Here is a 26,428-nt window from a genome sequence, read left to right as displayed (position 1 = left end):
CGCTTGCGCTGCGTGCGCCGGTTTCTCGTGCCCATGATCGAAAAGGTTGCCTGATGTCATTCGACTATATCGTGGTCGGAGCTGGAGCCGCCGGGTGCATAACAGCGGTCCGTCTGGCAGAAGATCGCGCCTGCCGGGTTTGCCTGATCGAGGCCGGCGGTAACGATGCCAGCCCTTGGGTCCGAATTCCGATGTTTAGCTTCGTGGCATGGTCACGGCCGCAATGGTCCTGGGGGTATTCGACCGAACCGAATGCTGCGATGGACGGACGTCAATTGGCATTGACGCAAGCCAAGATTTTGGGCGGAGGGACATCCATCAACGGAATGCTGTATGCGCGCGGGCATCCCGCAGAGTTCGACCGCTGGCAGGTTCCAGGGTGGTCCTTCGCCGAACTGCTTCCTTTTTTTAAACGATCTGAAAGCTATTCCGGCGGTGAAACCAAATGGCGAGGTGGCAGCGGTCCGATAATGACCCGCCCGTCGACCTTAAACCTGCCAATCGTCAACGCCTTCCTTACTGCTGCAGAGCGCGCCGGATTTGCAAGGGCGAGCGATCTTAACTCCGACGTGTTGAATAGTTTTGGGCCAATCGACGTGGCGATTGGCCGGGGAATCCGGCAAAGCGCTGCCTTAAGATTTGGTGTCAAGCACAGGTCCAACCTGACAGTTCTGCGGGATACCCGGACCCTGCGCATCCTTGTCGACAAAGGCAAGGCTGTGGGCGTAGCAATTGCTGACCGCCACGGACAAAGGTTGATAAGGGCAGAGTGTGAAGTGATAATCTCGGCAGGCGCGATCAACTCCCCCAAGTTGCTGCTGGGATCGGGCATCGGACCAGCAGACGAATTGAGGGCGCTCGGCATCGAGGCAATCTGCGATGTTCCTGCAGTTGGCCGAAACCTCAGTAATCACGCTAATTACACTTTGATGTATGAAGTTTCGCAGCCGGTAACGGCCTACCGGTTCCGCTCGCCACTGCGCGCTATCGCTGGCGGGCTTGCTTATGCCTTCCAGCGAGACGGTTTCCTCGCAGAAACAACGTTCTCCGCCGGCGGCGTGATTGCGACATCACCGGGCGAAATGGTCCCCGACGTCAATATTGCTTTGTCCTCGGCGCTCATGGGACCTGGGCCGGGTATATGGAAAACGATGCCTCAGGCTCACGGCTTCATGTTAAGCGTGCGTCAGGGAACACCCTATAGCAGAGGCCAGGTGCGGTTGCGTTCTGCTGACCCGATGGCGCCCCCGGTGATCGACACGCGCTACTTCAGCGATCCGAGAGACATCGAGGTCCTCGCCAATGGGGTGCGAACCGCGCGGCGGATCGCAGCCCAACCGGACATGCAGAGATATGTCAGCAAGGAGCTTCGCCCTGGTCCATTGGCCGAAGATGGCCTAGCCCTGATACAGCATCTTAAAGAGAACGCAGGCAACGTGTTTCATCCTGGCGGAACGTGCCGTCTCGGCGCAGACTCTGACTCGGTGGTAGACCCTAAACTGCGTGTAAGGGGCGTAGATGGGTTGAGGGTTGCAGACGCGTCGGTTCTGCCGATGCTGACTACGGCTGGAACCTTCGCATCCTCAATGATGGTCGGTGAACGCGCAGCGTCCTTCATTCGCGGCGAATGCTCCGAAAAGTCGATGAGAGCACCTTGCCGTCCCGGTCCATGACGAAGCGCAGATAGGGAACACCTTGCTGCCGACGAAACATTGCCAAGCGAGGGTAGCGGCGGTGCCTGTTCAGTTGCGCCAGTACGCGCCCCTCCCAACTGTCCGGCCCATTACTGGCCAGTTGCGGCGCAGGCGGTGCGGGAAATGTCCTAATTGCAGCAGATTCGGGTCGAGGCGGGCTGTCAGCGACCGTCACCACTTTCGACGGCGCAGCGGAAGGCGCTGGTGCCACGGGGATGGAAAGTGGAAGGGGTTCGGGAACCGGAAATTCGCTCACCTTCGGTTTGCTCATCTTGTCTGACGTCACCTTTTCTTCCGGCTGTGCTTCGGGAGGTGATGCCGGTGCGGCGACGTCGAAGACGGTGAGCGCGGTTTGAGGCTGCGGGGGCGAGAATTGCACCGACAGGGTGACGAAGAAGGCGACTACCAGCAGCACGCCGAGCAGGCTCGTGCCGCCTAGACCAAGCCAGCGCGAACTCGCCGGAGGTTGGTAACCATGCCGCTCAATGGAGACTTTTTCGGATTGCGGCGAAACTGCCGGTGCTGCCTGCTTGTCGCATTCGAGTGCAAATGGGCGAGCGTCATTCCGCAGCATGGAGTGATCCTGTCTCGATTGATGGCCGTTTAGAACGAGCCCGATGGCGAGCGGCCACGCGCGGCGCTCGCTTCTTCCACCATACGATTACCCCGGTCACTGACAGCGTCGCCACAACAAGCCCAGTGAGACAGATGAGGATGCGACCCGTCAACCCCGCGATCTGGCCCGAATGGATCGGGTAGACGAGCGCGTCGACGACGTCGCCGGCCTTCCCTTCACCGCCACGTTCGGTGGCGAGGACGCGGCCTGTGTCCATCGCCACGAAGACAGCCGCAGGACCGAAGCCTGCTTCATGGAGCCGACCGAGCCGGACCATATAAAAGCCCTGTTCCCGTGCGAGACTTATGCGAGCGACGGGGCGCTGTGGCCATCCCCGCCGCGCCGCCTCCGCATTGGCGATTGCGGCCGCGCTATCCCAGCCGATCCGCTGTTGAGGCAGCGTCGCTGGCCCCGGCTGATCCCGGATGCTGGGGCTTGTCGGCAGCACCGCGGTCAGGACGGGCCGGAAAATCTGCGCATTGAGATTGAATGCGACGCTGGTCAGCGCCAGCAGGAACAGCAGGCCCCACAACCATAGCCCGAACGCGCGGTGGAGGTCCAGGTTGAGCCGGTAGGAGCCCGCGCCGCGCTTGATCTTTCAGATCGGCCGCCACTTCTTCCAGAATCGCTTGCCCCGCGGCAAGGTCAGATAAAATCCGACTAAGCAATCCAGCATCCATGCGAGCGCCACGCCGCCCATCAGCCATATGCCCCAACTGCCCGGCAGATGCAGCGAATAGTGCAGTTTGTAGAGGAACGGGATCAGGTGCGCCCGGTCGAACCGCGCCGCGCCCCACAGGCGGCCACCCAGTATTTGCCCCGTCGCCCCATCGACGAAGATTTTGTCTTGCGCGATCGGCTCCTCGCCACGCCCCGCGAGCGATACGCGCAGGCTGCCATGCTTGTTGCCCAGCATAGTGATGCCGCGCACGCTAGCACCCGGCACGGCAGCCTCAATGCGCGACACCACCATGGACAGCAGCAGCGAGCGGCCGGGCGTCTCCGACTTGAACAAGCGCGGATTCAGCCAGCCATCGATCTCCGTTTGAAACGCGAGCACGCTGCCCGTCAGTCCGGCGACGACCAGGAAGAGGGCGACGGAGAGCCCGACGTAGCGATGAAGCTTTACCAGCGTGGCGCGCATCGCATCGAGCCTAGAGCGCGAGCCGGGCCGTCAGCATGAAATTGCGCGGATCGCCAAAATAGCTCTGCCGCGACCAACCTTCGATGCGGGTGTGGTACTTCTTATCGGTGAGGTTCTCGGCGGTGAGGCGAAGGCTGACGCGCTCGTTGAACTGATAGCCGATTTGCGCCGAAAGCAGCGCGTAGGCACTCTGTTTCAAGCGCAGATCGCCCGCCTCGGCATAAATGCCGCTGCTGACATTGACCCCGCCGCCCAAAATCAGTCCGCGACCGCTATCCTTGGTGAAATCGCGCATCACCCACAGCTTGGCGTCATGCTTGAGCGTTCCGGGCGCGAACACCAGACCGGCAAGGCCCTGGTCAGCGGTAAGATAGCGGGTCTGCGTTTAGGCATAGCCCAGGGTGACGTTCCAGACTCGCGCCGGATCACCGACAACCTCTGCCTCGAAACCACGGCTGCGCACCTTTCCCAGCGCTACGGACGCTTGAAGGAAGTCCGGGTCGGTCACGGCGCGGTTGCGATCGATGATCTGGTACAGCGCCGCGTGGCCGGTGAGCACCCCATCCAGCCACTCACCCTTGATGCCCAATTCGTAAAGATAGCCGGTGCGCGGCTTCAGCAGGTTGCCATTGCGATCTACACTGGTCTGCGGCACGAAAGTGGACGCATAGCTCACATAAGCCGACAGTCCGGGCGTGAAATCGTAGCTGAGTGCTGCATAAGGAACGACGCGTCCCGACACCTTGTTGTCGCTCGGCTGACCGTTGCCCGAACCCTTGTACCAGGCAAGGCGCCCGCCTGCCGTTAGCATGAGCCGGTCGAGCAATTTCAGGCGCGCGTTGGCATAGAGGCCGGTCTGGACGGTCTTGGTCGTGGTCGAGCCATCCGGCGCGAACGCCGGCTCAGGCGTTGTTGGGTCCGGCGCCAAGACGTTGCGCGTGATGACCGGCCCGTAGGTCCACAGCGTATATGTCCGGTTGCGGCTGTGGTTGACGCCAAGCACCAGGCTGTCGGCGCTGGTGAAAAGCGCCGGCAGGTTGAGACTGAGATCGGCGGCCTCGTCACACGAATGGCCGTCGCCAGCGATCTGCTGGATATCGACATCGCCGGTGGCGCGATCGATATAACTATCGGTGAACGCGCCGGATTTGAAATGATAGGCGCGGTCGGTCCTGTCGCCGCGCAGGCGAATCGTGCCGCCGCCGGCCAGCCGATGCTCAACATCGAGGAAGTAGCGCTCAGCATCGTCACGCTTGCGGTCCCAGAGCGAGCCCATGTAGACGCTGCGCCGCCCCCGGTAGAGGCCCCCGCCTTCATAGTTGGGAAGGCCGAAGATCGGTCGTGAGGGGCCGCCCTGATGGATTGCGCCGATCGCAATCGTCGTATCGGGCGTCGGATCGTATTCGAGGGTGCCATAGAGCACCAACTTGCGCGCGAAAATGTGATCCATATAGCTGCCGCGATCGTCATAAGCGGCCACCACCCGCCCACGCAGGCTGCCATCAGTTACAAGCGCGCCGGTTACATCGACCTCGCCGCGAAAGCGATCCCATGATCCAGCCTGGGCCATCACGTTGATTTGCGTGTCCGGCAAAGCCCGTTTGCGGACCAGATCAATCGCCCCACCTGGCGTGCTGCTGCCCTGGAACAGTCCCGCCGGGCCGCAGACCAGCTCGATCCGATCATAGACCGCGATGTCGAAGCTGTCGGTTGTCCACGCTCCCTGATTATCCGCGGTTTGCAGACCATCGACCTGAAGGGTCGAGATATCCATCCCGCGTGAAGTGAAGCTGAAATTGCCGAGGCCATATTGCCCAACCTGCACCCCGACGACCTGCTTCAATCCATCCGCGACCGTATTGAAGTTGCGATCCTCGATCTGCTGACGAGTGACGACGCTGACGGAGTTAGGAATTTCCTTCAGCGTCTGTCGCTGGCGGCCAATCGTCACCGCCTGCGCTGCATAGGATTTCGTGCCTTCACTGCCACGAGGGCATCGGTTGCGCCGCCGCCGCTTTCATTTCCCTCGACCCGAACCGGGCCAAGTTTGATAGCATCGTTGCTTGCGCGCGGTGCGGGTTCGAGAGTGAAGCCGCGCGGGCCGGTCTGGACGGAGGCTGATGCCTGTGCCCGCAAGAATGCGCGACAAGCCTTCCGCCGGGCCGAATGAACCTTTGGCGAGTTCGCGGTCCAGTATGGCAGCTTTAAACGCAAACAGGCGCAGGCCGATGTCACCGGACCAATCAATGCGGCCGGCACGCTCGCCGCACGCCTTGTCGTTGTCGCCCGCGATGCTGGCACGCAGACCGACTTCGGCAAGGATAACCGGATCATGGTCGCGCCCTCGATCAGCTTCCGACCGGATGACCGAACCGAGATCACTCTAATGAGCCTTTACCAGCGTGATCGTGCCGCCTCGGTCTACACCTTCTACCCCGTATCGGCGACGTTGCTGGCACCCGAGGGTGAACGCCTGCGATGGGGTGCTTACCTCGGCGAGCCGAGCCTCAATTTCTACAATTCACGCCAGACGTCAGGCACCGTGCTCGCGACGCACCGCTTTTCCGAGGCGCTGAGCTACCAGGGATCGCTGCGCTATTCTCACTCGAGCGCCGCCAATGGCGACATCGAGACGAACGCCTATACTCTCGATCCCAGCCCCTTCCCCGACCCGCCATTCAATCGTGTCATGTCCCGCAGCCGCTACGACCAACGTGGCAGTGCGAACATGCTTACCGTCGACAACGCTCTGCGGATCGATGTCACCACCGGTCTTTTGCGTCATACGATTCTGGCCGGTGCCGACTATCTGCGGTCCCGGATCAACAGCCAGACCTCGACGGTCGAAGCCGGTCCCGTCGATCTGTACGATGCGGTCTATGATCCGGCCAATGTGCCTGCCGCCGACTTCCAGCCCGACCCGCGATCGGTGAACACGCAGCTCGGCTTTTACGTGCAGGATCAGGTGGAGGTGGGCCGCATCGCGACATTGCTGGTAGGCGTGCGCCGCGACCGTGCGGTGGCTGACACGGCCGGCAGCCCGCGCCAAGTCGATCATGCTACGACCTGGCGTGCCGGCATCACCCTGCATCCATTGCCCGGCGTCGCGCCTTATTTCAGCTATTCGCAGTCTTTCCTGCCGACCATTGGTCGTGACTTCTATGGCAAGCCATTCGTCCCGCAACGCGGTCAACAATATGAGGCGGGTGTCAAATGGCAGCCTGATCGCGCCACGCTGATCGCTCTTGCCGCCTTCACGATCAAGGGCAGCAACCTCGTCCAGACCGATCCCAATAACGGACAGAATCAGATCCAGATCGGCCTCGTGCGCTCACGCGGGATCGAGTTCGAAGCGAGCCGGATCATCGCGAACGACATCACCATCACCGCTTCCTACAGCTATCTTCACGCCCGCACCGGCGCTGGGCCAGACAGCCTCGGCGAAAAGCTGCGCATCTCGGCTGTGCCGACGCATCAGGCATCGCTCTCGGGGGAGAAAAAGATCGTCCTGCGCGATGACCTTGCGCTCCGGCTGGGGGGCGGCGTCCGTTACATCGGGCCTTCCGTCGAAGCGAACGTGTTCTATGATCTCGATCCTGCCGGTTCGATCGTCAGCCTCAAGACGCCGGGCTTTACCCTCGTCGATGCGCTAGCCGCTCTGGAGTGGCAGCGCTGGTCGCTCAGCCTCAACGCTACGAACCTGCTGGACAAGCACTATTATGGCAGTTGTTCGCCGCGCACGGCCTGCGGGCCAGGATATGGGCGAAACGTCGTCGGAACGCTGGGTTATCGCTTCTAGCAGACCTGATCGCCGAAAACGGTTTGAAGCAAAACCCGCCCAATATATCAGCGATCGACCACAGTGATCGTAATCGCTACAAAAATCTATGCCCGTTTGGTGTGTGAAGGCGGTTCCCTCGCAGCGATGCTCAATTTTCTAAGCATCCTATAGTAGAGGTCGTGAAATTTGATTGTGAGACGAGCAATGCCATCCAGCCGGCCGATATGCTGGCCCGGTGTCGTTTGATGATGCGAGTAAGGGCATGACGGTGAAGCGCGTTGTTGCGAACATAGCGACTGAGCACATGGATGCGGCGAAAGCATTTTATGGGGATTTGCTGGGCATGGATCACGGATGGATCATCACGTTTGTAGGAGCCGGCGAATCGACGCCTCAGCTCAGCTTCGCGCTGGAGGGCGGCTCCGGCACGGCTGTTCCTGATTTGTCGATCGAGGCCGATGACCTTTCTTCCACATATGAGCGCGTCGTCGCCGCAGGACACCAGATCGAGTATGGCCCGGCTGACGAGGAATTGGGCGTTAGACGCTTCTACGTTCGCGATCCTTTCGGGCGCTTGTTGAACATCTTGGCGCACCAGTAAACTAGGGGTCTGGTGAGAGGATGGTCAAAATCGTAGGCTAAGCCCGACTGGGATCAAATGACGGGACGCTGTTACGGTTAAGACCCAATCATCCTCTTGAAAATACGGGTGTAGGGTGATTCAATGGGTCTCCAAGCTGACTGGAGGCCGTTGTCGATGTCGCGTTCGTTGTTCTGGTTGTCGGATGAAGCTTGGCTGGCGATCGAGCCGCACTTGCCGAAGAACCAGCCTGGAGCGCGGCGCGTCGATGATCGCCGGGTAATCTCGGGCATCCTGCATGTTCTGAAGTCGGGTTGCCGCTGGTGCGACTGCCCGGCGGATTACGGGCCTTCCACGACGATCTACAACCGCTTCAACCGCTGGTCGCGGCGGGGCTTCTGGACGAAGTTGCTCGATGCTCTGGCCGAAGCAGGCGCGGTGACAAAGAGCACTGCGATCGACAGCACCTACATCAAGGCCCAGCGCTCGGCGTTCGGTGGAAAAGGGGGCGCCAGAGGCAGGCGATCGGTCGTTCTCGCGGCGGCTGGACAACCAAGGTCCATGCCCTGACCGATGTGCTGGGACGGCCCTATGCGCTCATGCTGACCGCGAGCAATTGTCGCATTTGGGAAGGCACAAGTGAGATAGCTGTAGATGGGGCGTGTCTGAAAACATCGCTGAACGGGGTTTCCAACATATTTCCAATCCATCGGGATTTCCCGTACATTCACGTTCACGCGAATGCCGAGAACCGGCGTCTATGACCTGTTCCTGATGAAGCTACGTGCCCCCTGTCGGAAATTATGAGATTTCCGACACTCTGTTTATATGCCTGTCACAGCAGCGGCGTATCGCATCATCAGTAAGCGTCCGGCTATCTGCGTATTATTGGCATCGGATCATAGGTGCTGTCGTCGATAAACTGTCTCGTTTATGTGGTTGATAAAAGGCAGTGTGCTTTGTCAGCTGGCAGGGTGTTTACATTCACCTTTTCTAACAATTTTGTGTCTCGATCCTTCCTAGCAGCCTCTAGCGCGGCCGTGTGCAATTAGAATGCCTGGTCGCGGAATTGCCGATTGGGTATCTCTAACGTCCGCCGGATGATTTCATGTCCTTCGCCATTTTGCACAATGAAGGTCGAGCGATCATTTTTATCAAGCTCCCCCTCGATTTTGCCTCCGCGAAACGAGGCGGTGGAGGATGAGGAATAGCCGCGCTGCAAATCAGTCGGACTGTGAAGCGTATGCACTGAAATTAGGTCGCCATCTCCGAAGATATATTCGCCTACAATTGAATAATTAAGCAGTTTTACGGGCTTTCCGGCAGTGAGAGATTGTACGATCCTGTGCCCACAACCTAGCGGTGATTTTGATGCAACTAATCGGCTGGAGTAGTTACTGGAGTGCGTGTGCGCCGGAACTGGAAAGTTGTAGCGGATTGAGCGAATAACACTTCAACGCTGATCGGATGGCATTCGCATTCGGGGCGCGGTTTCTAACCGCGTCAATATATTGACGCTCTCTCGCTCAAGAGCGACAGGCTTGACCGTCCGTTTATGTTATGAGCCGTCGTTCATGATTGAACTCATGAACGACGGCTTCGTCCCAAAGCTGGTGATTCGACTGGCACTGGCAAGTGCAATGCCCGCTGATTATTTAAGATCTAGACCTTTGCGCTGCCCTACAATCAGGTCACAGACCTTTCCACCATCGCGTAGCCGGTCGAGATAGTCCGACCAGTGCGGCATCATCGCTACGCGCTCGTCCCAGTACTTACCGCGTGCGTAGGCGCGCCGAACCTGATTGGTGTCGACGTGGACAAGCTGACGCTCGATTTCGTCGGGATTCCACTCGCCCATCTCGTTGAGCATTGTCGCAGCCATCGCCCGGAAGCGGTGCGTGGTCATCCGGTCAGTCGTGTACCCCAGCTTGCAAAGGCCTTGGTTGACGGCGTTCTCCGACATCGCCTTGTGCGGTTTGCCGAGGCATGAAACAGATACTTCCACCAGTGCGTGTGCTCGTGAAGCTCTCTGAGCATTGCGATCACTTGGCGTGATAGCGGCACCCGGTGCGGGCGGCGTATTTTCATCCGCTCGGCCGGAATGAACCAGATAGCCTCTTCGAAATCAATGTCCGTTCACTTGGCCTGCCGGAGTTCGCCGGAGCGGAGCAGCACATGCGGCGACAGCCGCATGGCCATGACGGTCACTTTGTGCCCCTTGTAGGCGTCGATCGCCCGAAGCAGTGCGCCGACTTCGGACGGTCGGGTGGCAGACGGCCCGCCGCCGCGGATCGGTGATCTCGGCCAGCAGCATCTTCCCGGCGACGAGGTATGGCTGGTCGGCGAGCACCGCTCCACCGGCGAGCGTAAATGCTACTTCAGCAATCTGCCCGTCGGCACATCGCTCAGGAAGCTGACCGGCGCCATCAAGGCCCACTGGGTCTGCGAGCAAGCCAATTAACAGCAGAAGGAAGAGCTCGGCCTCGATCACTTCAAGGGGCGATCGTGGCTGGGACTTCACTGACACACCCTCATGAGCGTGATCGCGTTCGCCTTCCTACAAGCCCGTCGCCTCAGAGTAGCGGGTCGGAAAAAAAGAAGCCCGAGCCCCCCGCCGCAGCCGACCCTGCCTGCCATCATGCAGGCAATCCTGACCCACCTCAGCCAGCCTCCGCCGCCAACGTGCCTGCACTGCCGTAGACGATGGCGACGAATGATCCGCAGAAAATTGCCACAGTAGTGGAGACGAGTCGTAATCTTCGCGATATGATGGCTAACGTGAAAATATTATCACTTGCTACACTATAGCAAGTTCGTTAATCTCGTCCGGCGAGTAGCGGTGGCCGTGCTTTAGTGAGATTCTGGAGCCTTCATGTTCGATCCTCTTCATTTCCGGAAAGTGCTGTCCGCTTATCCGACCGGTGTCCGCGTAATCACTGCCCGGGATGAGTTCGGTATGCCGCACGCTATGGTGGTGGGGTCCTTCACGGCCATTTCCCTTGCCCCACCTTTGGTCGCCTTCTTTCCCGCAGCCACGTCGCAAAGCTGGGTAAGAATGCAAGGCGTTAGAAGGTTTTGCGTGAACATACTGGCTCGCGTCAGCTCGATGATTGCATCAGATTTGCAGCGCAATGCGGAAACAAATTTGACGGGATCGCTCATGCTGAAAGCCCTTCTGGCCAGCCCTTGCTCGGAAACTCGGTCGCGTGGCTCGATTGCGCAGTTCACAGTATCTTCGAGGTTGGTGATCATTTCCTTGTGGTAGGACAAGTCGATGCACTTGACCAAGGCGACGTTGGCGAGCCCCTGGTTTTTTATAATGGCAGCTACCGTGGGGTGGGCGACAGTATTGCGTATTCTGTGCCTAGCTGAAAGCGGAACTATCCGAATAATTAGATGATTTCCGTAACGCATGATTATTTAGAAGATATTTTATATCAGATAGATTTTCTCGAGCCTGACATATTAGTAAGTGATCTAAAATATAAAAAAGTATTTTTGAGGATATCAATATGCCAAATCCGCTTTTCAACGAAAACAAAATGAAGCTGGGAATATTCGCCACGAATGGGAAGGGCGGTGCGCAGACGCTCGTTCCCGAAGCTCACCAGCCATCTTGGCGAAATTCTGTCGAGACAGCGCAGTTGGCGGACGGCGCGGGCCTGGAAGCCATTGTCCCATATTCGCGATGGAAGGGCTACTTCGCCAACAATCCTGCTCATGCCAGCGGGGTCGTCATGGACGTATTCACCTGGGCTGCGGGGATTGCCCAGGCGACAAGTCACTCGGCCGTGTTCGCGACGACCAATGCGCCTGCGTTCCACCCGCTGACTATTGCCAAGCAATGCGCTACCATTGACATCATTTCGAATGGCCGGTTTGCGCTCAACGTTGTCGGCGGCTGGAACAAGCCCGAACTCGAGATGTTCGGTGTTCCAATTAACGAACATGACGAGCGCTACGATCGCCTTGAAGAGTGGCTGAAGATTGTAAAAAGGCTTTGGACTGAAACACCAGAATTCGATTACGAAGGGGCGTTCTACAAGGTCTACGGGGCGACGTCGCAGCCGCATCCTATCCAGCAGCACATACCGATTATGAATGCCGGTGGGTCTGGTAGAGGGCAGGACTTTGCCTGCAAGAATGCTGACGTGTGTTTTGTAATCCTGAAAAATGACGATCCCGACCAGTGCAAGGCTCAGGTTCAGGCTTATAAGCAGATGGCGCGCGATCACTATGGACGCGAGGTCCAGGTATGGATTCACTCTTCCGTCACACAGCGCGATACGCGGCGAGAGGCGGAAGATTATCTGAATTATTTCGCGGTCGAAAACGAAGACACCGAAAGCGTGGATGTGTCCACCGCGCTCCTGAAGGCCCAGTCGCAGCTTATGACGCGGGAAGAATATGCCGTCGCCCGCGTGCGTTTCGCCGCCTGCGCCGGTGGTTCGATCATAGTAGGGACTGCGCAGGACATTGCCGACAAGCTGGAGATGTATTCGCAGTGCGGGATTGACGGTGTTTTGATGACCTGGGTGGATTACGTCGACGGGATCAAGCGACTTTCGAGTGACGTTCTCCCTATATTGGAGATGCGGGGACTTCGCGGGAAGCATCAGTCCTGACCCTGGAGCCGTTCCGCCCAATCCGAAGTCCCGGTACGCCAATTGTACCGGGGCGTCGGTCGGGGCGGCATGGCGCATCAGCTTGCCGCAAGGATAGGGGATCCTCATGTGAATTGACGAGATCCCTTCGCTATATGTGCGCGCATGTATTCAATTATTTAAAATGATTGTATTTTTCTGGCGAGAGGCCGAGAGGCTTTTTTGGAGAAATCCAGCGGCGTAGCGGATTCGGACAGAGAAGCGCTGAGTCTGCCAAGTCGGGCACAGCCATTACCAAAGCCCCCTGCCGATAAACCAGGAGATACTTTCGAACTCGTCGCACCTGTCGAATTGTTCATACGCTAGTTTTCGTCCGATCGCATTCGAAGACGAAAGTGGCTCCCCAAAACCGCACTGTACACGCAGCCACCTAGGGCCGAAATTCGCGCGACAAGTCGGCAGCGCGTTAAGGCCCGCATATCGCTGCACCGTCGCGGTTCGAATTCCACGATGCCGAGACCGCCGGACCTGATGAGCCGGTAAGCTGAAGTATAAAGAAGGAAAACATCGGAGGGAGCCAGAAACCGCAACTCCTTTGAGGGTGGAGGGCAAATGACGCAGACGTCCACGAGCGCTCAATTTGGATTGGCCGACTGCGCGAAGACTGTCGATTCGGTATTACGCGCGCTCGCAGCTATCGCGACCAAAGCAGAGCTAGCGACGCTCATGGCCGCAATAACGAATGAGTTGGGCTTTCGGCACTATGCGCTGATCCATCACGACGACCTTCGCGGCGAGTCGGGGCAACGTGTCAAACTCCTCGCCTATCCCTCTGTGGCCGAGGAGAGGATCATCGGTCAGGGAACGTGGCGCCGCGACCCGATCATAAGAGCCTGTTCTTTCAGGCAGCAGGCCTTCTTATGGTCGGAATTGCCCGCCATCATCACTTTCGATCGCCGCGATCGGGCTGCGCTCGCAAGCGGCGCGCTGGCGGGTCTGAACGAAGGCATCACCATCCCCTTCCATCTTCTGGGCGAATGTACAGGGTCCTGTACCTTCGCAGGCACGAAGCAGCCCAAGCGAATCTCTCGGGTGCTTGGAATGGCGCAAATGATCGGAATTTTCGCTTTCCAAGCCGCACGGCGGCTTACGGAGATAGCCGAGCGCGATCCTGCGCCTCTGCCGAAACTTCATCCGCGGCCCCGCGATTGCGTGGCGCTTGCCGGTCGAGGCATGTCCAACAAGGAAATTGCCCGCGTTCTCGCGCTTCGGCCCCGCACCGTAGATGGATATTTGACCGAGGCCCGTTCACTGTTCGATGTCCATGGCCGAACCGAACTCGTCGCTAGCGCGCTGCTGGCGGGCGAAATCGGTCTGCATGAACTGGCGCGTCGTCAACCCGAGTAATTGCTCGGCCTGTTTCGGGGGCGATGTGCTGCTTTCCTGATGGGGTCATCCATCGGGAGCATTATTCCATGATCCACATCGTCGAAAATCATTTGGGGAGCAGCACTCGCCGCCTGCTCGAGACTATGTTCGCCGACCGCAAGCGACTTTTCGTCGACCTGTTCGGCTGGGACGTTCCTGTGGTCGACGGCCGTTTTGAGATCGACCAGTTCGACACCGCACACACCGTCTACATCATCGCGGCGGATGACGATGGCGCGCACGAGGCCTCGCTTCGGCTGATGCCGAGCACGCGGCCCCACATGCTCGCCGTGCTGTTTCCCGATCTTTGCCCTCTAGGCGTTCCGGTTGGATCGACGACGTGGGAAAGCACAAGGCTTTGCTTGCCGCAGCGCCATGGCGCTGCGCGGCGGCGCGCGCTTCGCAACAGGCTCATTTCGGCCATGGTCGACTTCGCGCTCACCCGCGGAATCGACTGCCTCACCGGCGTTTTGCCCGATGCGTTTCGCAGGGAAGTGCTGGCGATGGGTTGGGCCGCGGAGCCACTCGGACCCGCGATGCGTGTCGATAGCGGCCTGGTTGGTGCTTTCGCTGCTCATGTGCGGCCGGATACACCCGAACGGCTGACTTGGTCCGGCACCTATGTCGCGAATGCGCCGGCGGTGACGGCATGACCCGGCCTGTCGAACACGAAGCTGCGTCATTGGCCCGCGATGGCTATTGCGTCATCGAGCAGGCAGCGGATCCAGCGCTGATCGCGCGGATCAATGCTGGGCTGGACGCGCGCTTTGCCGCGACACCCATGTGCCAGGGAAACTTCTACGGACCAAGGACCAAGCGGTTCGGCACATTGCTTACCCGGGCGCCGGAGACAGCGGCGCTTGTGATGAACGAGGGCGTGCTCGCTATCGTCGAGGGAGTGCTTCTGCCATGGTGTGACCGCATCGCCCTCAATCTTGCGCAGGCGATTGAAATCCACCCCGGCGCGCTCGCGCAGGCCCCGCATCGCGATCAGGACATGTGGGGCGGTCCCAAGGGGACGATCGAATATCTCGTGAATGTGATGTGGCCATTGGCTCCCTTCGCTCGGGAGAATGGCGGCACGCGTCTTTGGCCGGGCAGCCATGTCGATCCCGACCTGATCGACGTCGATGACGCTGACGCCATTGTGCCCCGCCTGATGCCGGGCGATGCTCTGCTCCTCCTCGGTTCGACACTTCACGGCGGCGGCGGCAACCGTACCGCTAACCCGAGGCGCGGCATAGTCATAAGCTATTGTCTCGGCTGGCTGAAGCCCTTCGAACTACAATGGCTGGTCTATCCGCCGGCGGTTGCTCGCCAATTCCCGCCCGAACTCGCGTCGCTGGTCGGATATGCCCTGCACCGGCCCAATCTGGGCAATGTCGAGGGACAATGCCCCTCGCTGCTCCTTAGCGAAGCTATTCCTGACCACGCGCCGGCAATCGATGCGCTGCGTCCCGACCAGGCCGAGGCGGTGGCCGCGTTTGTCCGCGGGCAACTCGGGGAGATGGGCTGAGGCTTAGGCGGCCGGAGTAATAAATGCCGGCGGCGGCGCATTCTGCTTGGCCCGCCGCCGGCTCCTATCACTATCTGAACAAGGCCGGACCGGCCGATTTGGCGTGGGAATGGCTGCGCCGCGATCCCGAGTACCAGCGGCTCGCGCATGACCGATCGGTTTGGGTCGGAAATGGCTTGAGCATATTCCAGGCCGCATCGGCGGATAGTACCGCACGCTGGGGGTGCCTTACGCAACCGGACCCTGGGCTCAACTTCGCCGCCGCGCCCGTCCTGTGGAGCGCAGCCGTCGATCCGTCGGTACTCAGGGTACTGGTGATGAGGCCCTGCGAACCTGGCGCGCGATTTGACTTAAGAGATAGCCGTGTTCCAACGGCTTTGGTCACTGCCGGCGATTGTGAGCATGTTCTGCTAGGTCGCGGCGGTGCAACCGTGCGCCTCGACGTGGTAGCCGGGTCGCTTCTTGATGGTCCGGTTTCGCTCGCCCACGACTTGGCCCCAGCAGACAAGCCAGCAATGGCTGCACTGCGCCGCTTCCTGCATTTTTGCCGGGTCGGAGTATTGCCGGCCTATAGTCCGCCGGCAAGCCAGCGCCTAGGGCGGCAGGCGGTTATCCTGCGCGTTGCCGATGCCTTGGCGCAGGGCGCCAGTATCCGGGACGTGGGTATCATGCTGTACGGTGCCGAGCGGGTCAGCGAAGAATGGGCTGACGAAGCGCTAAAGTCGCAGTGCAGGCGCCTGATCGCGATGGCGCGAGCGATGGTGCGGGGCGGATATCGAGGGCTTTTGCGATCTTGAATCTTCTGTCACTTCTTCATCCTTGACCGGATGAGGTCGCAAGGTTGGATCTCCAGAGCACTTGCCAGTTTGCCGACGACAGTGATGCTCGCCGATACTCTGGCGCGCTCTATCGACCCGACATATCGGGAGCTAAGTCCGGTTCGATCCGCAAGTTCTTCTTGCGTGATGTCCCTTTCCTGCCGCAGCAGGCGAAGATTCACAGCAAGAACATCCTTCAAATCCATCGCCTCAATCGTCAGGCGACTAGAACGATCCTTCTAGGAACGATCGTTCCTAATCGTTATGGTGTGGTTATGGAGGAGCATTGGATGTTCGTGCAGAATCAGTTGATGGATCTGGCCCCTAGCGGAGCACCTGTGCCATATGATCAGAACCATCTTGCACTCTATGCCGCACTGATCGACGCGCATGAGAGAGCAACCGAATGGCGGACGACCGCCGCCGACTTGATGGGGCTGGATCCAGAAAGTCCCAAGGCAGAGCCATGCTGGCGATCGCATTTGAAGCGCGCGCAGTGGATCGTCGGTGAAGGCATGGCCGCCGCCTTGCAATCGTTTGGCAAGCGGGGCCTGCCCAAGCAGCTCTAGGACAATCGCCTCGCGGCGCTGCCGCGATCGCGCTCTACTCCGCTCGCCGATGCGCCGGCGTGCGTCCCCGAGCCCCGTGCCGGGTCTCGGCCATCCGATAACGATCGCTGGCATCGGGTCGAGCTACGCCCGACCTGACGGTCGCCGCGCGTGACCGCGCGACGGCGTCATCTGTTTGCCTCTCCCGTTGCGGCGGGAGTGGGCGGCGCTCCCGGCTAGGCCCGTCGCGGCCGACGCCAACCCCTTCGGGGTGCTCCACTGGCGTTCCGCCCTGGCGGTGTCGTCGCCCGCTCGTGCCGGGCCTCTTGGTCGCGTCTCGCCGCCCACCCCCGCCTTCGCGGGGAGGCTTTGTGCCTTTTTGGGGTGGCTTGGAGACGAGCCGTGCCGAGACAACCGAGCCGCAGTGCCCGCCGCAAGGGCAGCGCCGAGAAGCCGCAGGACCGGGCCAACCTCTATGACGAGGTGACCGCCCGGATCATCACCGAACTGGAGGCGGGCCGCCTGCCTTGGGTTCAGCCGTGGGGCCGCATCGACACTACCGGCCCCAGCCTGCCGCGCAATGCCCTGACCGGTCGCAACTATTCCGGGGTCAATGTGCTGATCCTGTGGGGCGCGGTCATCGAACAGGGTTTCCCGACGCAATCGTGGCTGACCTTCCGCCAGGCGCAGGAGGCGGGCGGTTGCGTGATGAAGGGCGAGCACGGCGTGACCGTGGTCTATGCCGACCGCTTCACACCCGAAACTGAGAAGGAACGCGCCCGCCGCGACGGTGACGAGGCGCGCGCTGTGCCGTTCCTCAAACGCTTTACCGTCTTCAATGTCGCGCAGTGCGAAGGGCTGCGCGCTGGCCTCGCGACCGATCCCGCGCCGCTGCCCGACCGCGAGATCGTGCCGGTCGCCGAGGATGTCATTGTCGCGTCGGGCGTGGATTTTCGCGTCGGCGGCGACCGCGCCTTCTACGCGCCGGACCCCGACTTCGTGCAGGTGCCGCCGCAGTCCGCCTTCTTCGAGCAGATCAATTATTATCGGACCTGTCTTCACGAGCTGACCCACGCCACCGGCCACCCCAAGCGGCTGGGCCGTGACCTCAGGAACGCGTTCGGCAGCAAAGATTATGCGCGGGAGGAACTGGTCGCCGAGATGGGATCGGCCTTCCTGTGCGCCGCGCTCGGCATCGCCCCGACCGTGCGCCACGCCGACTATATCGGCTCATGGCTCGCGGTGCTGCGCGAGGACAGCCGCGCGATCTTCCGCGCCGCCAGCGCCGCCACCAAAGCCGCCGACTGGCTGCTGACCCGATACCGCGAGGCCCAAGAGGCCAGCATGACGCGGAGGCCCGAAGCAGACCAGCGGCTGCGGAGGGCGGCATGATCCTGTTGACCCCCGACATTCGTTTCGCGCTGCGCGCCAATGACATCAATCACCGCGCCGCGCAGCGCGATGGCAAGCCCGAACCCGACCCGGTGCCGGTGCTGAAACTTTTCAATCCGCTTGGTCCCGCCACATGGCTCGCGACCGAACTCGCGGAGGATGGCGATGCGCTGTTCGGGCTTGCCGACCTCGGCTTCGGGTGCCCCGAGCTTGGCTATTTCAGCCTGTCCGAGATTGCATCCGTGCGCCTGCCGTTCGGGCTGGGGATCGAACGCGATCTGGGTTTCGAGACGACCCATCGCCTGTCGGTCTGGGCCGACGCCGCGCGCCGCTGCGGCTCGATCTTGGACGCTCAATCCGAATTCCGCCGCACCGCAAACCGCGCGGCTACCGAACTTCCGCGCCCGCGCGGATGAGGGTTCCCGTCAAAGTAATACTTTGATGGGGTCCCTGATGCAGGCGGCCGTTCGCCGCCCCCCCCTAAGCCGATCCGCCCTCCCGCAAAGAACGACGGACCGGCACTCACAAGGAGTTGTGCCATGACACTCGTTTTTATCGCGCAAGACAAGCTTTCCGTCAGCAAGACCAACATGCGCTACGGAAAGAAAGCCCCCGATGTCTCCGACATCCTGCCGACCGTCCGCAAGCGCGGCATCATCCAGACCCTGCTGGTTCGCCCCAATTGTCAGGAGGGGCATTTCGAGATCGTCGCAGGCGCGCGGCGCTATCATGCCGCGCTGATCGTGGCGCAGGAAACCGGCGAAGCCGAGCCGTTGCCCTGCCGCATCCTCGCCGAAACCGACGATGCCGCCGCCGTCGAAGCCTCGATGATCGAAAATCTCGCGCGGCTCGATGCCGATGAGGTAACGCAGTGGAACACCTTCACCCGGCTGGTGAAGGAGGGCCGCGAGGTGGACGATATCGCCGCGACCTTCGGGCTTCCCGACCTGATGATCCGGCGCATCCTCGCGCTCGGCAATCTGCTGCCGCGCATCCGCGACCTCTACCGCGCCGAGAAGATCGACCGCGCCACCGTCCGCCACCTGACCCTTGCCAGCAAGAGCCAGCAAAAGGCTTGGCTCGCGCTCTACGACGATCCCGACAGCTATGTGCCGACCGGCCACCAGTTGAAGGCGTGGCTGTTCGGCGGGCAGTCGATCCCCTCGCGCTTCGCGCTGTTCAGCCTCAACGATTTCAAGGGTGTGACCATCGCCGATCTGTTCGGCGATGACCATTACTTCGCCGATGCTGACAGCTTCTGGGATGCGCAGAATGCCGCCATCGATGCCGCGAAGGACGCCTATCTGGAACAGGGTTGGAGCGATGTCGTGATCGTGCCGCCGTCCGATCACTTCCATTCATGGGAGTTCGAGAAAACCGCCAAGCGCAAGGGCGGGCGCGTCTATATCGATGTGCGCACGACCGGCGAAGTGACCTTCCATGAGGGCTATCTCAGCCGCAAGGAAGCGCGCCGGGTCGAGCGCGGCGAAGCATCGAATGCCGCAAAGCCGCAGCGACCCGAGATCACCTCGACCTTGCAAACCTATGTCGATCTGCACCGTCACGCCGCCGTGCGCGCCGGATTGCTCGCCCATCCGGGCATCGCGCTCCGATTGATGGTCGCCCATGCCATCGTCGGTTCGCACCTGTGGACCGTGCGGCCCGAACCGCAATCGACGCGCAACGACGAGGTGCGCGAAAGCATCGAAACCGCGCGCGGCGAAGCGGTGTTCGACGAGCGCCGCCGCGCCGTTCTCGACATGCTGGGGTTCTCCGCCGAGGAACCGACGGTCACCGGCGGCAACGGCGACGACTACGGCGTGACCGGCGTGTTTTTGCGCCTGATCGAACTCCCGGACCCCGCCGTCATGGAGGTAGTCACCATCGTCATGGGCGAGTCGCTGGCCGCTGGCGGGGCCGCAGTCGAGGCGGTGGGCACCGAGATCGGCATCGACATGGCCGATTGGTGGCAGGCCGACGACGCGCTTTTCGGTCTGATCCGCGACCGCGAAGTGCTGGGCTGTATCGCCGCCGAGGTCGCGGGAAAGACGATCGCCAGCGCCAACGCGGGCGAGAAGTCCAAGACCTTGAAGCGAATCATTACCGATCATCTGGCGGGCAATGACGGGCGCAAAAAGGTCGAACGCTGGGTGCCCCGGTGGATGGCGTTCCCGCCGAACGCCTACACCGCGCGCGGCGGTGTCGCGACCGTCACGGCCCATGCCAAGGTCATGGCCGTGCGCGATAAGGTGGCGCAGCCGGACCCCGAGGAAAGGGAGGTGCCGTTCGCCGAGGCGGCATGATGTGATGCGGGCGGGCTTCGGCCCGCCCATTTTCTCTTGGCTCAGAAAAATTGACGCACCGCCATCGCCCGGATGGCCTCGGCGGCGCGGTCATTTTCTGACAGCCCCGATGCCTTCGCATGATATGGAAGTGGAATGGCACGCTCACTGGATCGACCAGGCTTGGTAGTGGAAGCAAAGGATATGATGAGTGAGGGTATCCCTTTGGCGATACTTCGTACCTGGCTTGAGGGTAGATCTCTGGCCAGAAAATTGCCCGTGCCGGTAGCTGACCGTGGTGGATTTCGCGTGGACACGAATTCCGATACCGAGGTGAGCCGTTGGGTTTTTCCCGACCTTTCAGATGGCCTCGCCAACCTCGCAAACGAGATCACATCGCCGGGTTATCTGCTCAAGGCCTGCGCGACGCCGGAACAAATACGCGGGTGTCTTCCCGATGGCTGGACGCTGGGACCGGTCGGATATTTCATGGCAGCGTCGCGGGATTGGCCGCTCCACACTTTGCCCGAGGGCTACTCGATCGAGACACAGGCTGAGGGCAGGGTGATATCAGCCAAGGTTAGATCATCCGATGGAGCTGTCGCTGCCAGTGGCTATGCTGCGGAAACCGATGCCGCTTTTGTCTACGATCGGATCATCACTTCACCCGAGCATCGTCGCCGAGGTTTGGCAACCGCTCTGATGAACACCCTTCGCCAATGCCGTCAAACTTCGACTTCGCCTGAACTTCTTGTTGCTACAGCCGATGGTCGTCGGCTTTACGAAAGCCTGCGATGGCGGACACTTTCAGTCTACACGACTGCGTATATCGCCGGGGACTGAACCCGGCCACTGTGATCCGCCCCACCGACGAATTTCTCCTCGCTCTGGCTTTGAATACAGCCCTGCGACCTCTCTTCATGGCAGGTCTGGCGACGCTCGGCCTTGTCCGCGCAACGGCTTCGCCGACCTTCTTCCCCGCCCTTCGGGCTTCCTCGCGAACCAAGAAGCCCGGCTCGGGCCGTCCTCCGCTGGCGCTTCGGCCTACCGGTGCGCGGCGGCCGACCGCCACCTGATCGACTGCCATCGAGGCCGCATGGGGCGGCATTCGAACCAGCATCAGGAGATTAAAATGGCTCAAATCGGCAGCTTCACTCGCGGCGAGAACGGCATCTACACCGGCGAAATCCGCACCCTGACCCTTCGCGTGAAGGCCACGATCCGACCCGTCGAGCGCGAGCACGACAAGGCACCGGACCATCGCGTCAACGCTGGCAATGTCGAGTTTGGCGCGGGCTGGACCAAGGCAGCACGCGATACCGGCGCCGAATATCTCAGCCTCAAGCTCGACGATCCGTCCTTTCCGGCACCGATCTACGCGACGCTGACACAGGGCGACAATGGCGAGCACAAGCTCATCTGGTCCCGCTAAGCAAGACGGCCCGCGCCCCCCGGCGCGGGCCACTACCTGACAGGGGTGTCGAATTCGAGCTTCCGCTCTTCGACACTCTTCAGCCGGTGTCCCGCCCGGCATCTCCGGTGCCGCGATCGTGCACCAACGATTCCTTGCGACGGGACACCCAGCACATGGACGACAACGACGACATCACGCGCGCTAACCGCGCTAAACGCGGCTCTCCCTTCCTCAATACCGATCAGGCGGCTGCCTATCTCAAGCTTTCCAGCCGGCAATTGAAGCGTCTGCGCCGCGCCGGCAAAGGGCCGGTGTTCCGCCGGCACAGCCGCTACGTTCAATATCACATCGACGATCTCGATGATTGGAGCCGGGAACATAGCGGCCGGGGGATCGACCTATGATCGGTCCGCTCTTCGACTGGGGCGATGCCCTTCGCGCAGAGAAAATTCGCCGCGCTAAGCTCAATCGCCGCTTCGCCGCACTTGGCGTCTTCATCGGTCTGACGCTATCACCCACAATCTTCCCGCCGCTTCCACGCCTTGTCTGGAATGCGAGCGCGAGCGCCCCGATCGGCCTCTATGTGGTGTCGCCCGGAGTGCCCGCCGACCCCGGCGACATGGTGATCGCACGCGTGCCGCAGCCATGGCGCGACCTTGCCGCGCGCCGTCATTATCTTCCCGCCAATGTGCCGCTGGTGAAGCGCGTCGCCGCCGCCGCCGGCGATGACGTGTGCGCGCTCGGGCAGGAAATCTTCATCAACGGACGCTGGATCACCGAACGCCGCGTGGCCGATGCCAAGGGCCGGCCGATGCCGATGTGGTCGGGCTGCGTGCGCCTGCGCGGCCGCCAGCTCTTCCTGCTGATGGACAATCCGGCATCGTTCGATGGACGCTATCTCGGTCCCACCGGCGAAGCAGACATCATTGGAAAGGCGCGGCTGCTATGGGCGCGCTGAGGATCGCGGTGGCCGCTACCGTCGTCGCGCTGGCCGCGCCTGCAAACGCCGAATCCGTCGCCGACTGGCATCCCTATGTCGCCGAAGCATCCGCCCGTTTCGGTGTGCCGACAGCATGGATCGAGCACGTCATGCGCGCCGAAAGCAACGGTCAGACGACCCTCAACGGTCGACCGATCCGGTCTTCGGCGGGAGCGATGGGGCTGATGCAGCTGATGCCCGCGACCTGGGCCGACATGCGATCGCGTCTCGGCCTCGGCTTCAATCCCGACGATCCGCGCGACAACATTCTCGCCGGCACTTTCTACCTCCGCCTGATGTACGACCGGTTCGGCTATCCGGGTCTCTTCGGTGCGTACAACGCCGGCCCCGGCCGCTACGCCGAGCACCTTGCCGGACGCCGCACCCTGCCCGGCGAGACCGTCACCTACCTCGCCAAGGTCGCGCCGATTGCCCCTTCGTCGGTGACGATCGCCCGCACACAGGCGCCGCCGGCCACGCTGTTTGTCGTGCGCAATGATCCGGTTCGGACGGAGGCCGAGGCACAGGGAGATTCACCCGCGTCGCCGCTGTTCGTCGTGCTGTCGCAGAGGAATTGAGGCGATGTCGCGCATCATCGAGAGGGCGGAAGCTCGTCTCGATAGTCCCAGCATGACGGGTGGCGGAACGCCTATCAAGGACCGCGGGTGCCCCCCAATTTTCTGCGAAAATCGGTTCCCCCCACGTCCGCTTCGCGGCGCTGCGCTTCGCTCCGCGGCCCTGACAGCCGCTCCGCCACCCGTCCCTCGGACGCTGTTCTCGATGATGAGGACGCGAACGTTGGAGGTCATCATGAGCATGTATCAGAGCATCGGAACGGCGTCGGATCGCGTGATGGAAGCGCTGGTCGCTGGGCTTGAACTGGAGTTCGGACGCGGTGCCGGAGAGGCATTGGCGCATCGGTTTCTGGAGGCTGAGGAAACGGATTTTCGCTGGGATGCGCGGGTCGAGGAGCGCTGGATCGGAGCCTATGAGAGCGCTGACGATGAGGATTTGGAACTCGATCGGATAGCGATTTGCGGGCGGCTCGACGGGAAGTGGTTCTGCGCCACCATGCTCGTGGATGGCGATGGTCGGGCGCACGGGATGATGGGGTGCCGGCAGTTTCGGTCGCTGGTCAGGGCGCGGGATGCGATGCTCCATGCGCACTGATCGCAGCGCATTTCACCGGGAGAGGCGGCGTCGGTTCGGCGTCGTTTCTCCCCTTTTTTTGAGCCGTGAGGGTTGGGAGGAAGGGAGAGAGGGGAAACAAGATAAAGGCAGTGTCTCGCGACACGTCCTAAGTGATTGTCTGCACATTCTTTTTTTGAGAGATAGCAGTCTCCGGTTGCGAGACAGTCACGCGCGAAACGGCGGAAATCCGCCATTCTCGTACCGAAATCACGAGACTGTGGGGTATCGTCATGTCTGACGACGACTTTACCCCCAAGCTCGGCCGGAAGTCCGGCAAGGACGGCAAGCGCGTCGTCAAATATGGTGGGCGCATCCTCGCCGCAGCCCGGCTTGCGGGCAGCAAGACCGGGGTGCGATCGCGGCGGTTCGACGGCAGCCGGATCGGCCGTGGCGCAAGCATGGGGCGGCTGCTGTCGAGCCGTGATCGGCTGGCAGGATTTCGAGGTCGCCGGGCGGTCGTCAAGGCGAGCCTCATCCGACTACAGGGCAAGGCTGGTCAGGTCGCCCGCGCGCATATGCGGTACATCCAGCGTGACGGGGTCACCCGCGAGGGCTTGCCTGGGGAACTCTATGGTCCCGAGACCGACCGCGCCGATGGCGACGATTTTCTCAAGCGGACGGCCGGCGACCGGCATCAGTTTCGCTTCATCGTGTCGGCCGAGGACGGTGCCGAATATCCCGATCTCAAACCCTATGTCCGGCGGCTGATGACGCAGGTCGAACAGGATCTCGGTACCAAGCTGGACTGGGTGGCGGTCGATCATTTCAACACCGAGCGTCCGCACACCCATATCGTGCTGCGTGGTGTCGACGATCGCGGCGACAATCTTATTATTGCACGGGAGTATATATCGCACGGGCTTCGCGAGCGCGCGTCCGAACTGGTGACCCTCGACTTGGGGCCGCGCACTGATCGAGAGATCGAGGACCGCCTCCGCCACGATGTCGGTCAAGAACGACTGACGGCGATCGACCGGCGTTTGCTGCGCCGGATGGACGCTGATCGTACCGTGTCTTCGGCCGACAACGATCCCTTCCAGCAATCTGTGGCAGCGGGACGGTTGCGCAAGCTGAAGGCGATGGGCCTGGCCGAGGATATCGGCGGCGGGCGCTACCGGCTTGCAGAGGGACTTGAGGACACGCTCCGCAGGATGGGCGAACGCGGCGACATCATCCGGATCATGCAACGCGAGCTGACCGCCCGCCGCCTCGACCGTGCCGGGGTCGAACAGGTGATAGCCTCCGAGTTGCGCGAACCCGTCGTCGGTAAGCTTATCAGCCGAGGCTTCTCCGACGAGCATCGCGACCGGCATTACATGATGGTCGATGGCATCGACGGGCGAGTTCACTACGTCGATATCGGGCGCGGCGACGCGACCCCTTCGGTGCCCGAGGGTGCGGCGGTGCGGATCGAGCCGACCAGGGCCGACGCGACCAATGCCGATCGTACCGTCGATGCGGTCGCCCGCGCCAATGATGGGCGATACTCGGTCGACCTGCATCTGCGCCATGACCCGCAGGCCAGCGAGTCCTATGCGGAGAGCCATGTCCGCCGCCTCGAAGCGATGCGCCGAGCGGGCGTCGGCCCGGAGCGCCAGCCCGACGGAAGCTGGACCATTCCCAGCGATCATCTTGTGCGGGCAGAAGGCTTCGCGCAGCGGCAGCAACGCGATCGTCCGATAGCGCTCGCGATCCTGTCCCCGCGGCCCGTCGGCGATCTCGTCGGCGTGGAGGCACCGACCTGGCTCGATCGCGAGCTGGCGTCGGGCGCGTCCGGAGCGGTCCGCGATGCCGGGTTCGGTCGTGAGGTACGCGATGCGCTGGCCGCGCGGCGGCAGTGGCTGGTCGAACAGCAATTGGCGGATGGCGACGGGCAGGCGTTCCGGTTGCGGCGCGGGGCGTTGGAGAGCCTTCGTCTGCGCGAGCTGGAGGGCGCTGGCGAGCGAATTGGCAAGGAGCTTGGCAAGCCCTTTGCGCCCGCGAAAGTGGGCGAGGCAATCGAGGGCGTCATCGCGCGGCGCGTGGACCTCGAAAGCGGTCCTCACGCACTGGTCGAACGGTCGCGGGACTTCACGCTGGTGCCATGGCGCGATGTCCTTGACCGCAACATCGGCAAGGCCGCGTCAGGCATTATGCGCGCGGACGGTATCAATTTGCAGTTCGGGCGCGGGCGATCGGGTCCGGCGATCAGTTGATCGCGGTCAGAATTTGAGATGGCGTTTAACGGGAGGCTTGGGATCAGAGCCTTCCCACACTATATTGCATCTGCCCCCAACGGGACACGCTTCGGCGACACCAGTGGTGGGACGTTACAGGGACCGTGGGTGGATTCGTCCTCGCCGCCGTGACGACACTGGGCGGGCTTTGCCCCGTTCTCATCTGGGCCGCCTTGGCGGCCTTAGCAGCATGCCGGTTCCTGACGCCGGGTAACAAGGTCAGGA

The 26,428-nt window shown here is 61.5% G+C and carries 24 protein-coding genes and 4 pseudogenes; 22 read left to right on the top strand and 6 right to left on the bottom strand.

The window, feature by feature from the left end; all coding sequences use genetic code 11:
• Positions 1–53 precede the first annotated feature (53 nt).
• Entirely contained in the window at positions 54–1,673 is a 1,620-nt protein-coding gene (locus GGR39_RS14730; protein ID WP_183618022.1) for a GMC family oxidoreductase, read from the top strand.
• Here the strand turns inward: GGR39_RS14730 and GGR39_RS14725 are convergent.
• From GGR39_RS14725 to GGR39_RS14705, 4 genes and pseudogenes are all read right to left on the bottom strand, one after another.
• A complete protein-coding gene (locus GGR39_RS14725; protein WP_183618020.1) occupies positions 1,615–2,268 on the bottom strand; it encodes an energy transducer TonB in 654 nt (217 codons plus the stop codon). The genes GGR39_RS14730 and GGR39_RS14725 overlap by 59 nt on opposite strands.
• A pseudogene (locus GGR39_RS17305) lies at positions 2,255–3,454 on the bottom strand (PepSY-associated TM helix domain-containing protein). Before GGR39_RS17305 ends, GGR39_RS14725 begins: the two are co-directional and overlap by 14 nt.
• A 10-nt stretch (positions 3,455–3,464) precedes the next feature.
• Positions 3,465–3,794, bottom strand: coding sequence for a TonB-dependent receptor (locus GGR39_RS17495; RefSeq protein WP_183618016.1), 330 nt, complete (start codon positions 3,792–3,794; stop codon positions 3,465–3,467).
• A 45-nt stretch (positions 3,795–3,839) separates the two neighbouring features.
• Positions 3,840–5,405, bottom strand: coding sequence for a TonB-dependent siderophore receptor (locus GGR39_RS14705; protein ID WP_183618014.1), 1,566 nt, complete (start codon positions 5,403–5,405; stop codon positions 3,840–3,842).
• 381 nt (positions 5,406–5,786) lie between these two features.
• On the opposite strand from GGR39_RS14705, the gene GGR39_RS14700 reads away from it, so the two are divergent.
• From GGR39_RS14700 to GGR39_RS14690, 3 genes and pseudogenes are all read left to right on the top strand, one after another.
• Positions 5,787–7,253 (top strand): TonB-dependent siderophore receptor, encoded by a 1,467-nt coding sequence (locus GGR39_RS14700; protein WP_183618012.1) that lies wholly within the window; start codon positions 5,787–5,789, stop codon positions 7,251–7,253.
• Positions 7,254–7,497: 244 nt separating this feature from the next.
• Positions 7,498–7,836, top strand: a complete 339-nt coding sequence (locus GGR39_RS14695; RefSeq protein ID WP_183618010.1) for a VOC family protein — start codon at positions 7,498–7,500, stop codon at positions 7,834–7,836.
• Between the two features lie 156 nt (positions 7,837–7,992).
• A pseudogene (locus GGR39_RS14690) lies at positions 7,993–8,432 on the top strand (IS5 family transposase); the annotation flags it as partial.
• Positions 8,433–9,466: 1,034 nt separating this feature from the next.
• Here GGR39_RS14690 and GGR39_RS17300 read toward each other — a convergent pair.
• The gene (locus GGR39_RS17300; protein ID WP_246388767.1) at positions 9,467–9,820 is read right to left on the bottom strand and encodes a tyrosine-type recombinase/integrase; all 354 of its coding nucleotides are present in this window, start codon (positions 9,818–9,820) and stop codon (positions 9,467–9,469) included.
• A gap of 258 nt (positions 9,821–10,078) precedes the next feature.
• Here GGR39_RS17300 and GGR39_RS17295 point away from each other — a divergent pair.
• From GGR39_RS17295 to GGR39_RS14645, 7 genes and pseudogenes are all read left to right on the top strand, one after another.
• Positions 10,079–10,555, top strand: a pseudogene (locus GGR39_RS17295) (hypothetical protein); the annotation flags it as partial.
• Between the two features lie 132 nt (positions 10,556–10,687).
• A pseudogene (locus tag GGR39_RS17590) lies at positions 10,688–11,187 on the top strand (flavin reductase family protein).
• A 140-nt stretch (positions 11,188–11,327) separates the two neighbouring features.
• On the top strand, positions 11,328–12,440 hold the full coding sequence (locus GGR39_RS14665; protein WP_183618006.1) for an LLM class flavin-dependent oxidoreductase: 1,113 nt from the start codon (positions 11,328–11,330) through the stop codon (positions 12,438–12,440).
• A 591-nt stretch (positions 12,441–13,031) separates the two neighbouring features.
• Positions 13,032–13,826 (top strand): helix-turn-helix transcriptional regulator, encoded by a 795-nt coding sequence (locus GGR39_RS14660; protein ID WP_183618004.1) that lies wholly within the window; start codon positions 13,032–13,034, stop codon positions 13,824–13,826.
• A gap of 68 nt (positions 13,827–13,894) precedes the next feature.
• Entirely contained in the window at positions 13,895–14,500 is a 606-nt protein-coding gene (locus tag GGR39_RS14655; RefSeq protein WP_183618002.1) for an acyl-homoserine-lactone synthase, read from the top strand.
• Entirely contained in the window at positions 14,497–15,363 is an 867-nt protein-coding gene (locus GGR39_RS14650) for a phytanoyl-CoA dioxygenase family protein (RefSeq protein ID WP_183618000.1), read from the top strand. Before GGR39_RS14655 ends, GGR39_RS14650 begins: the two co-directional genes overlap by 4 nt.
• A 23-nt stretch (positions 15,364–15,386) precedes the next feature.
• On the top strand, positions 15,387–16,160 hold the full coding sequence (locus GGR39_RS14645; protein WP_183617998.1) for a DUF2285 domain-containing protein: 774 nt from the start codon (positions 15,387–15,389) through the stop codon (positions 16,158–16,160).
• An 8-nt stretch (positions 16,161–16,168) separates the two neighbouring features.
• Here the strand turns inward: GGR39_RS14645 and GGR39_RS14640 are convergent, their stop codons facing one another.
• Positions 16,169–16,387, bottom strand: coding sequence for a helix-turn-helix domain-containing protein (locus GGR39_RS14640; RefSeq protein WP_183617996.1), 219 nt, complete (start codon positions 16,385–16,387; stop codon positions 16,169–16,171).
• Positions 16,388–16,471: 84 nt separating this feature from the next.
• Here GGR39_RS14640 and GGR39_RS14635 point away from each other — a divergent pair, with 84 nt between their 5' ends.
• The 11 genes from GGR39_RS14635 (at position 16,472) to rlxS (ending at position 26,182) form a co-directional block, all read left to right on the top strand.
• Positions 16,472–16,750: a hypothetical protein gene (locus tag GGR39_RS14635; RefSeq protein ID WP_183617994.1), complete on the top strand. Its 279-nt coding sequence runs from the start codon at positions 16,472–16,474 to the stop codon at positions 16,748–16,750.
• A gap of 381 nt (positions 16,751–17,131) precedes the next feature.
• Positions 17,132–18,121, top strand: coding sequence for a zincin-like metallopeptidase domain-containing protein (locus tag GGR39_RS14630; protein ID WP_183617992.1), 990 nt, complete (start codon positions 17,132–17,134; stop codon positions 18,119–18,121).
• Complete coding sequence (locus tag GGR39_RS14625; RefSeq protein WP_183617990.1) at positions 18,118–18,537, top strand: DUF2958 domain-containing protein; 420 nt, start codon at positions 18,118–18,120, stop codon at positions 18,535–18,537. The genes GGR39_RS14630 and GGR39_RS14625 overlap by 4 nt, the downstream gene beginning before the upstream one ends.
• A 123-nt stretch (positions 18,538–18,660) precedes the next feature.
• A complete protein-coding gene (locus tag GGR39_RS14620) occupies positions 18,661–20,424 on the top strand; it encodes a ParB/RepB/Spo0J family partition protein (protein WP_183617988.1) in 1,764 nt (587 codons plus the stop codon).
• A 186-nt stretch (positions 20,425–20,610) separates the two neighbouring features.
• Positions 20,611–21,246: a GNAT family N-acetyltransferase gene (locus GGR39_RS14615; RefSeq protein WP_221226159.1), complete on the top strand. Its 636-nt coding sequence runs from the start codon at positions 20,611–20,613 to the stop codon at positions 21,244–21,246.
• 289 nt (positions 21,247–21,535) lie between these two features.
• Entirely contained in the window at positions 21,536–21,835 is a 300-nt protein-coding gene (locus GGR39_RS14610) for a DUF736 domain-containing protein (protein ID WP_183617984.1), read from the top strand.
• A gap of 155 nt (positions 21,836–21,990) precedes the next feature.
• Entirely contained in the window at positions 21,991–22,221 is a 231-nt protein-coding gene (locus tag GGR39_RS14605; RefSeq protein ID WP_183617982.1) for a helix-turn-helix domain-containing protein, read from the top strand.
• Entirely contained in the window at positions 22,218–22,775 is a 558-nt protein-coding gene (locus GGR39_RS14600; RefSeq protein ID WP_183617980.1) for a S26 family signal peptidase, read from the top strand. Before GGR39_RS14605 ends, GGR39_RS14600 begins: the two co-directional genes overlap by 4 nt.
• Positions 22,763–23,374: a lytic transglycosylase domain-containing protein gene (locus GGR39_RS14595; protein WP_183617979.1), complete on the top strand. Its 612-nt coding sequence runs from the start codon at positions 22,763–22,765 to the stop codon at positions 23,372–23,374. Before GGR39_RS14600 ends, GGR39_RS14595 begins: the two co-directional genes overlap by 13 nt.
• Before the next feature lie 232 nt (positions 23,375–23,606).
• Complete coding sequence (locus GGR39_RS14590) at positions 23,607–23,966, top strand: hypothetical protein (protein WP_246388766.1); 360 nt, start codon at positions 23,607–23,609, stop codon at positions 23,964–23,966.
• A gap of 251 nt (positions 23,967–24,217) precedes the next feature.
• Positions 24,218–26,182, top strand: coding sequence for a relaxase/mobilization nuclease RlxS (gene rlxS / locus GGR39_RS14585; protein ID WP_183617977.1), 1,965 nt, complete (start codon positions 24,218–24,220; stop codon positions 26,180–26,182).
• Positions 26,183–26,428: the final 246 nt, after the last annotated feature.

It is taken from the genome of Novosphingobium fluoreni, from assembly GCF_014196615.1.
Classification (GTDB): Bacteria; Pseudomonadota; Alphaproteobacteria; order Sphingomonadales; family Sphingomonadaceae; genus Novosphingobium; species Novosphingobium fluoreni.
This window is presented reverse-complemented; position numbering and strand designations above follow the sequence as displayed.

Excerpts from the sequence above, each read along its gene's own strand:
- GGR39_RS14730 (WP_183618022.1), top strand. The coding sequence starts at position 54 with ATGTCATTCGACTATATCGTGGTCGGAGCTGGAGCCGCCGGGTGCATA.
- GGR39_RS14725 (WP_183618020.1), bottom strand. The coding sequence starts at position 2,268 with ATGCTGCGGAATGACGCTCGCCCATTTGCACTCGAATGCGACAAGCAG.
- GGR39_RS14700 (WP_183618012.1), top strand. The coding sequence starts at position 5,787 with ATGGTCGCGCCCTCGATCAGCTTCCGACCGGATGACCGAACCGAGATC.
- GGR39_RS14695 (WP_183618010.1), top strand. The coding sequence starts at position 7,498 with ATGACGGTGAAGCGCGTTGTTGCGAACATAGCGACTGAGCACATGGAT.
- GGR39_RS14665 (WP_183618006.1), top strand. The coding sequence starts at position 11,328 with ATGCCAAATCCGCTTTTCAACGAAAACAAAATGAAGCTGGGAATATTC.
- GGR39_RS14660 (WP_183618004.1), top strand. The coding sequence starts at position 13,032 with ATGACGCAGACGTCCACGAGCGCTCAATTTGGATTGGCCGACTGCGCG.
- GGR39_RS14655 (WP_183618002.1), top strand. The coding sequence starts at position 13,895 with ATGATCCACATCGTCGAAAATCATTTGGGGAGCAGCACTCGCCGCCTG.
- GGR39_RS14650 (WP_183618000.1), top strand. The coding sequence starts at position 14,497 with ATGACCCGGCCTGTCGAACACGAAGCTGCGTCATTGGCCCGCGATGGC.
- GGR39_RS14645 (WP_183617998.1), top strand. The coding sequence starts at position 15,387 with ATGCCGGCGGCGGCGCATTCTGCTTGGCCCGCCGCCGGCTCCTATCAC.
- GGR39_RS14640 (WP_183617996.1), bottom strand. The coding sequence starts at position 16,387 with ATGGATTTGAAGGATGTTCTTGCTGTGAATCTTCGCCTGCTGCGGCAG.
- GGR39_RS14635 (WP_183617994.1), top strand. The coding sequence starts at position 16,472 with ATGTTCGTGCAGAATCAGTTGATGGATCTGGCCCCTAGCGGAGCACCT.
- GGR39_RS14625 (WP_183617990.1), top strand. The coding sequence starts at position 18,118 with ATGATCCTGTTGACCCCCGACATTCGTTTCGCGCTGCGCGCCAATGAC.
- GGR39_RS14620 (WP_183617988.1), top strand. The coding sequence starts at position 18,661 with ATGACACTCGTTTTTATCGCGCAAGACAAGCTTTCCGTCAGCAAGACC.
- GGR39_RS14615 (WP_221226159.1), top strand. The coding sequence starts at position 20,611 with ATGAGTGAGGGTATCCCTTTGGCGATACTTCGTACCTGGCTTGAGGGT.
- GGR39_RS14610 (WP_183617984.1), top strand. The coding sequence starts at position 21,536 with ATGGCTCAAATCGGCAGCTTCACTCGCGGCGAGAACGGCATCTACACC.
- GGR39_RS14605 (WP_183617982.1), top strand. The coding sequence starts at position 21,991 with ATGGACGACAACGACGACATCACGCGCGCTAACCGCGCTAAACGCGGC.
- GGR39_RS14600 (WP_183617980.1), top strand. The coding sequence starts at position 22,218 with ATGATCGGTCCGCTCTTCGACTGGGGCGATGCCCTTCGCGCAGAGAAA.
- GGR39_RS14595 (WP_183617979.1), top strand. The coding sequence starts at position 22,763 with ATGGGCGCGCTGAGGATCGCGGTGGCCGCTACCGTCGTCGCGCTGGCC.
- GGR39_RS14590 (WP_246388766.1), top strand. The coding sequence starts at position 23,607 with ATGAGCATGTATCAGAGCATCGGAACGGCGTCGGATCGCGTGATGGAA.
- rlxS (WP_183617977.1), top strand. The coding sequence starts at position 24,218 with ATGTCTGACGACGACTTTACCCCCAAGCTCGGCCGGAAGTCCGGCAAG.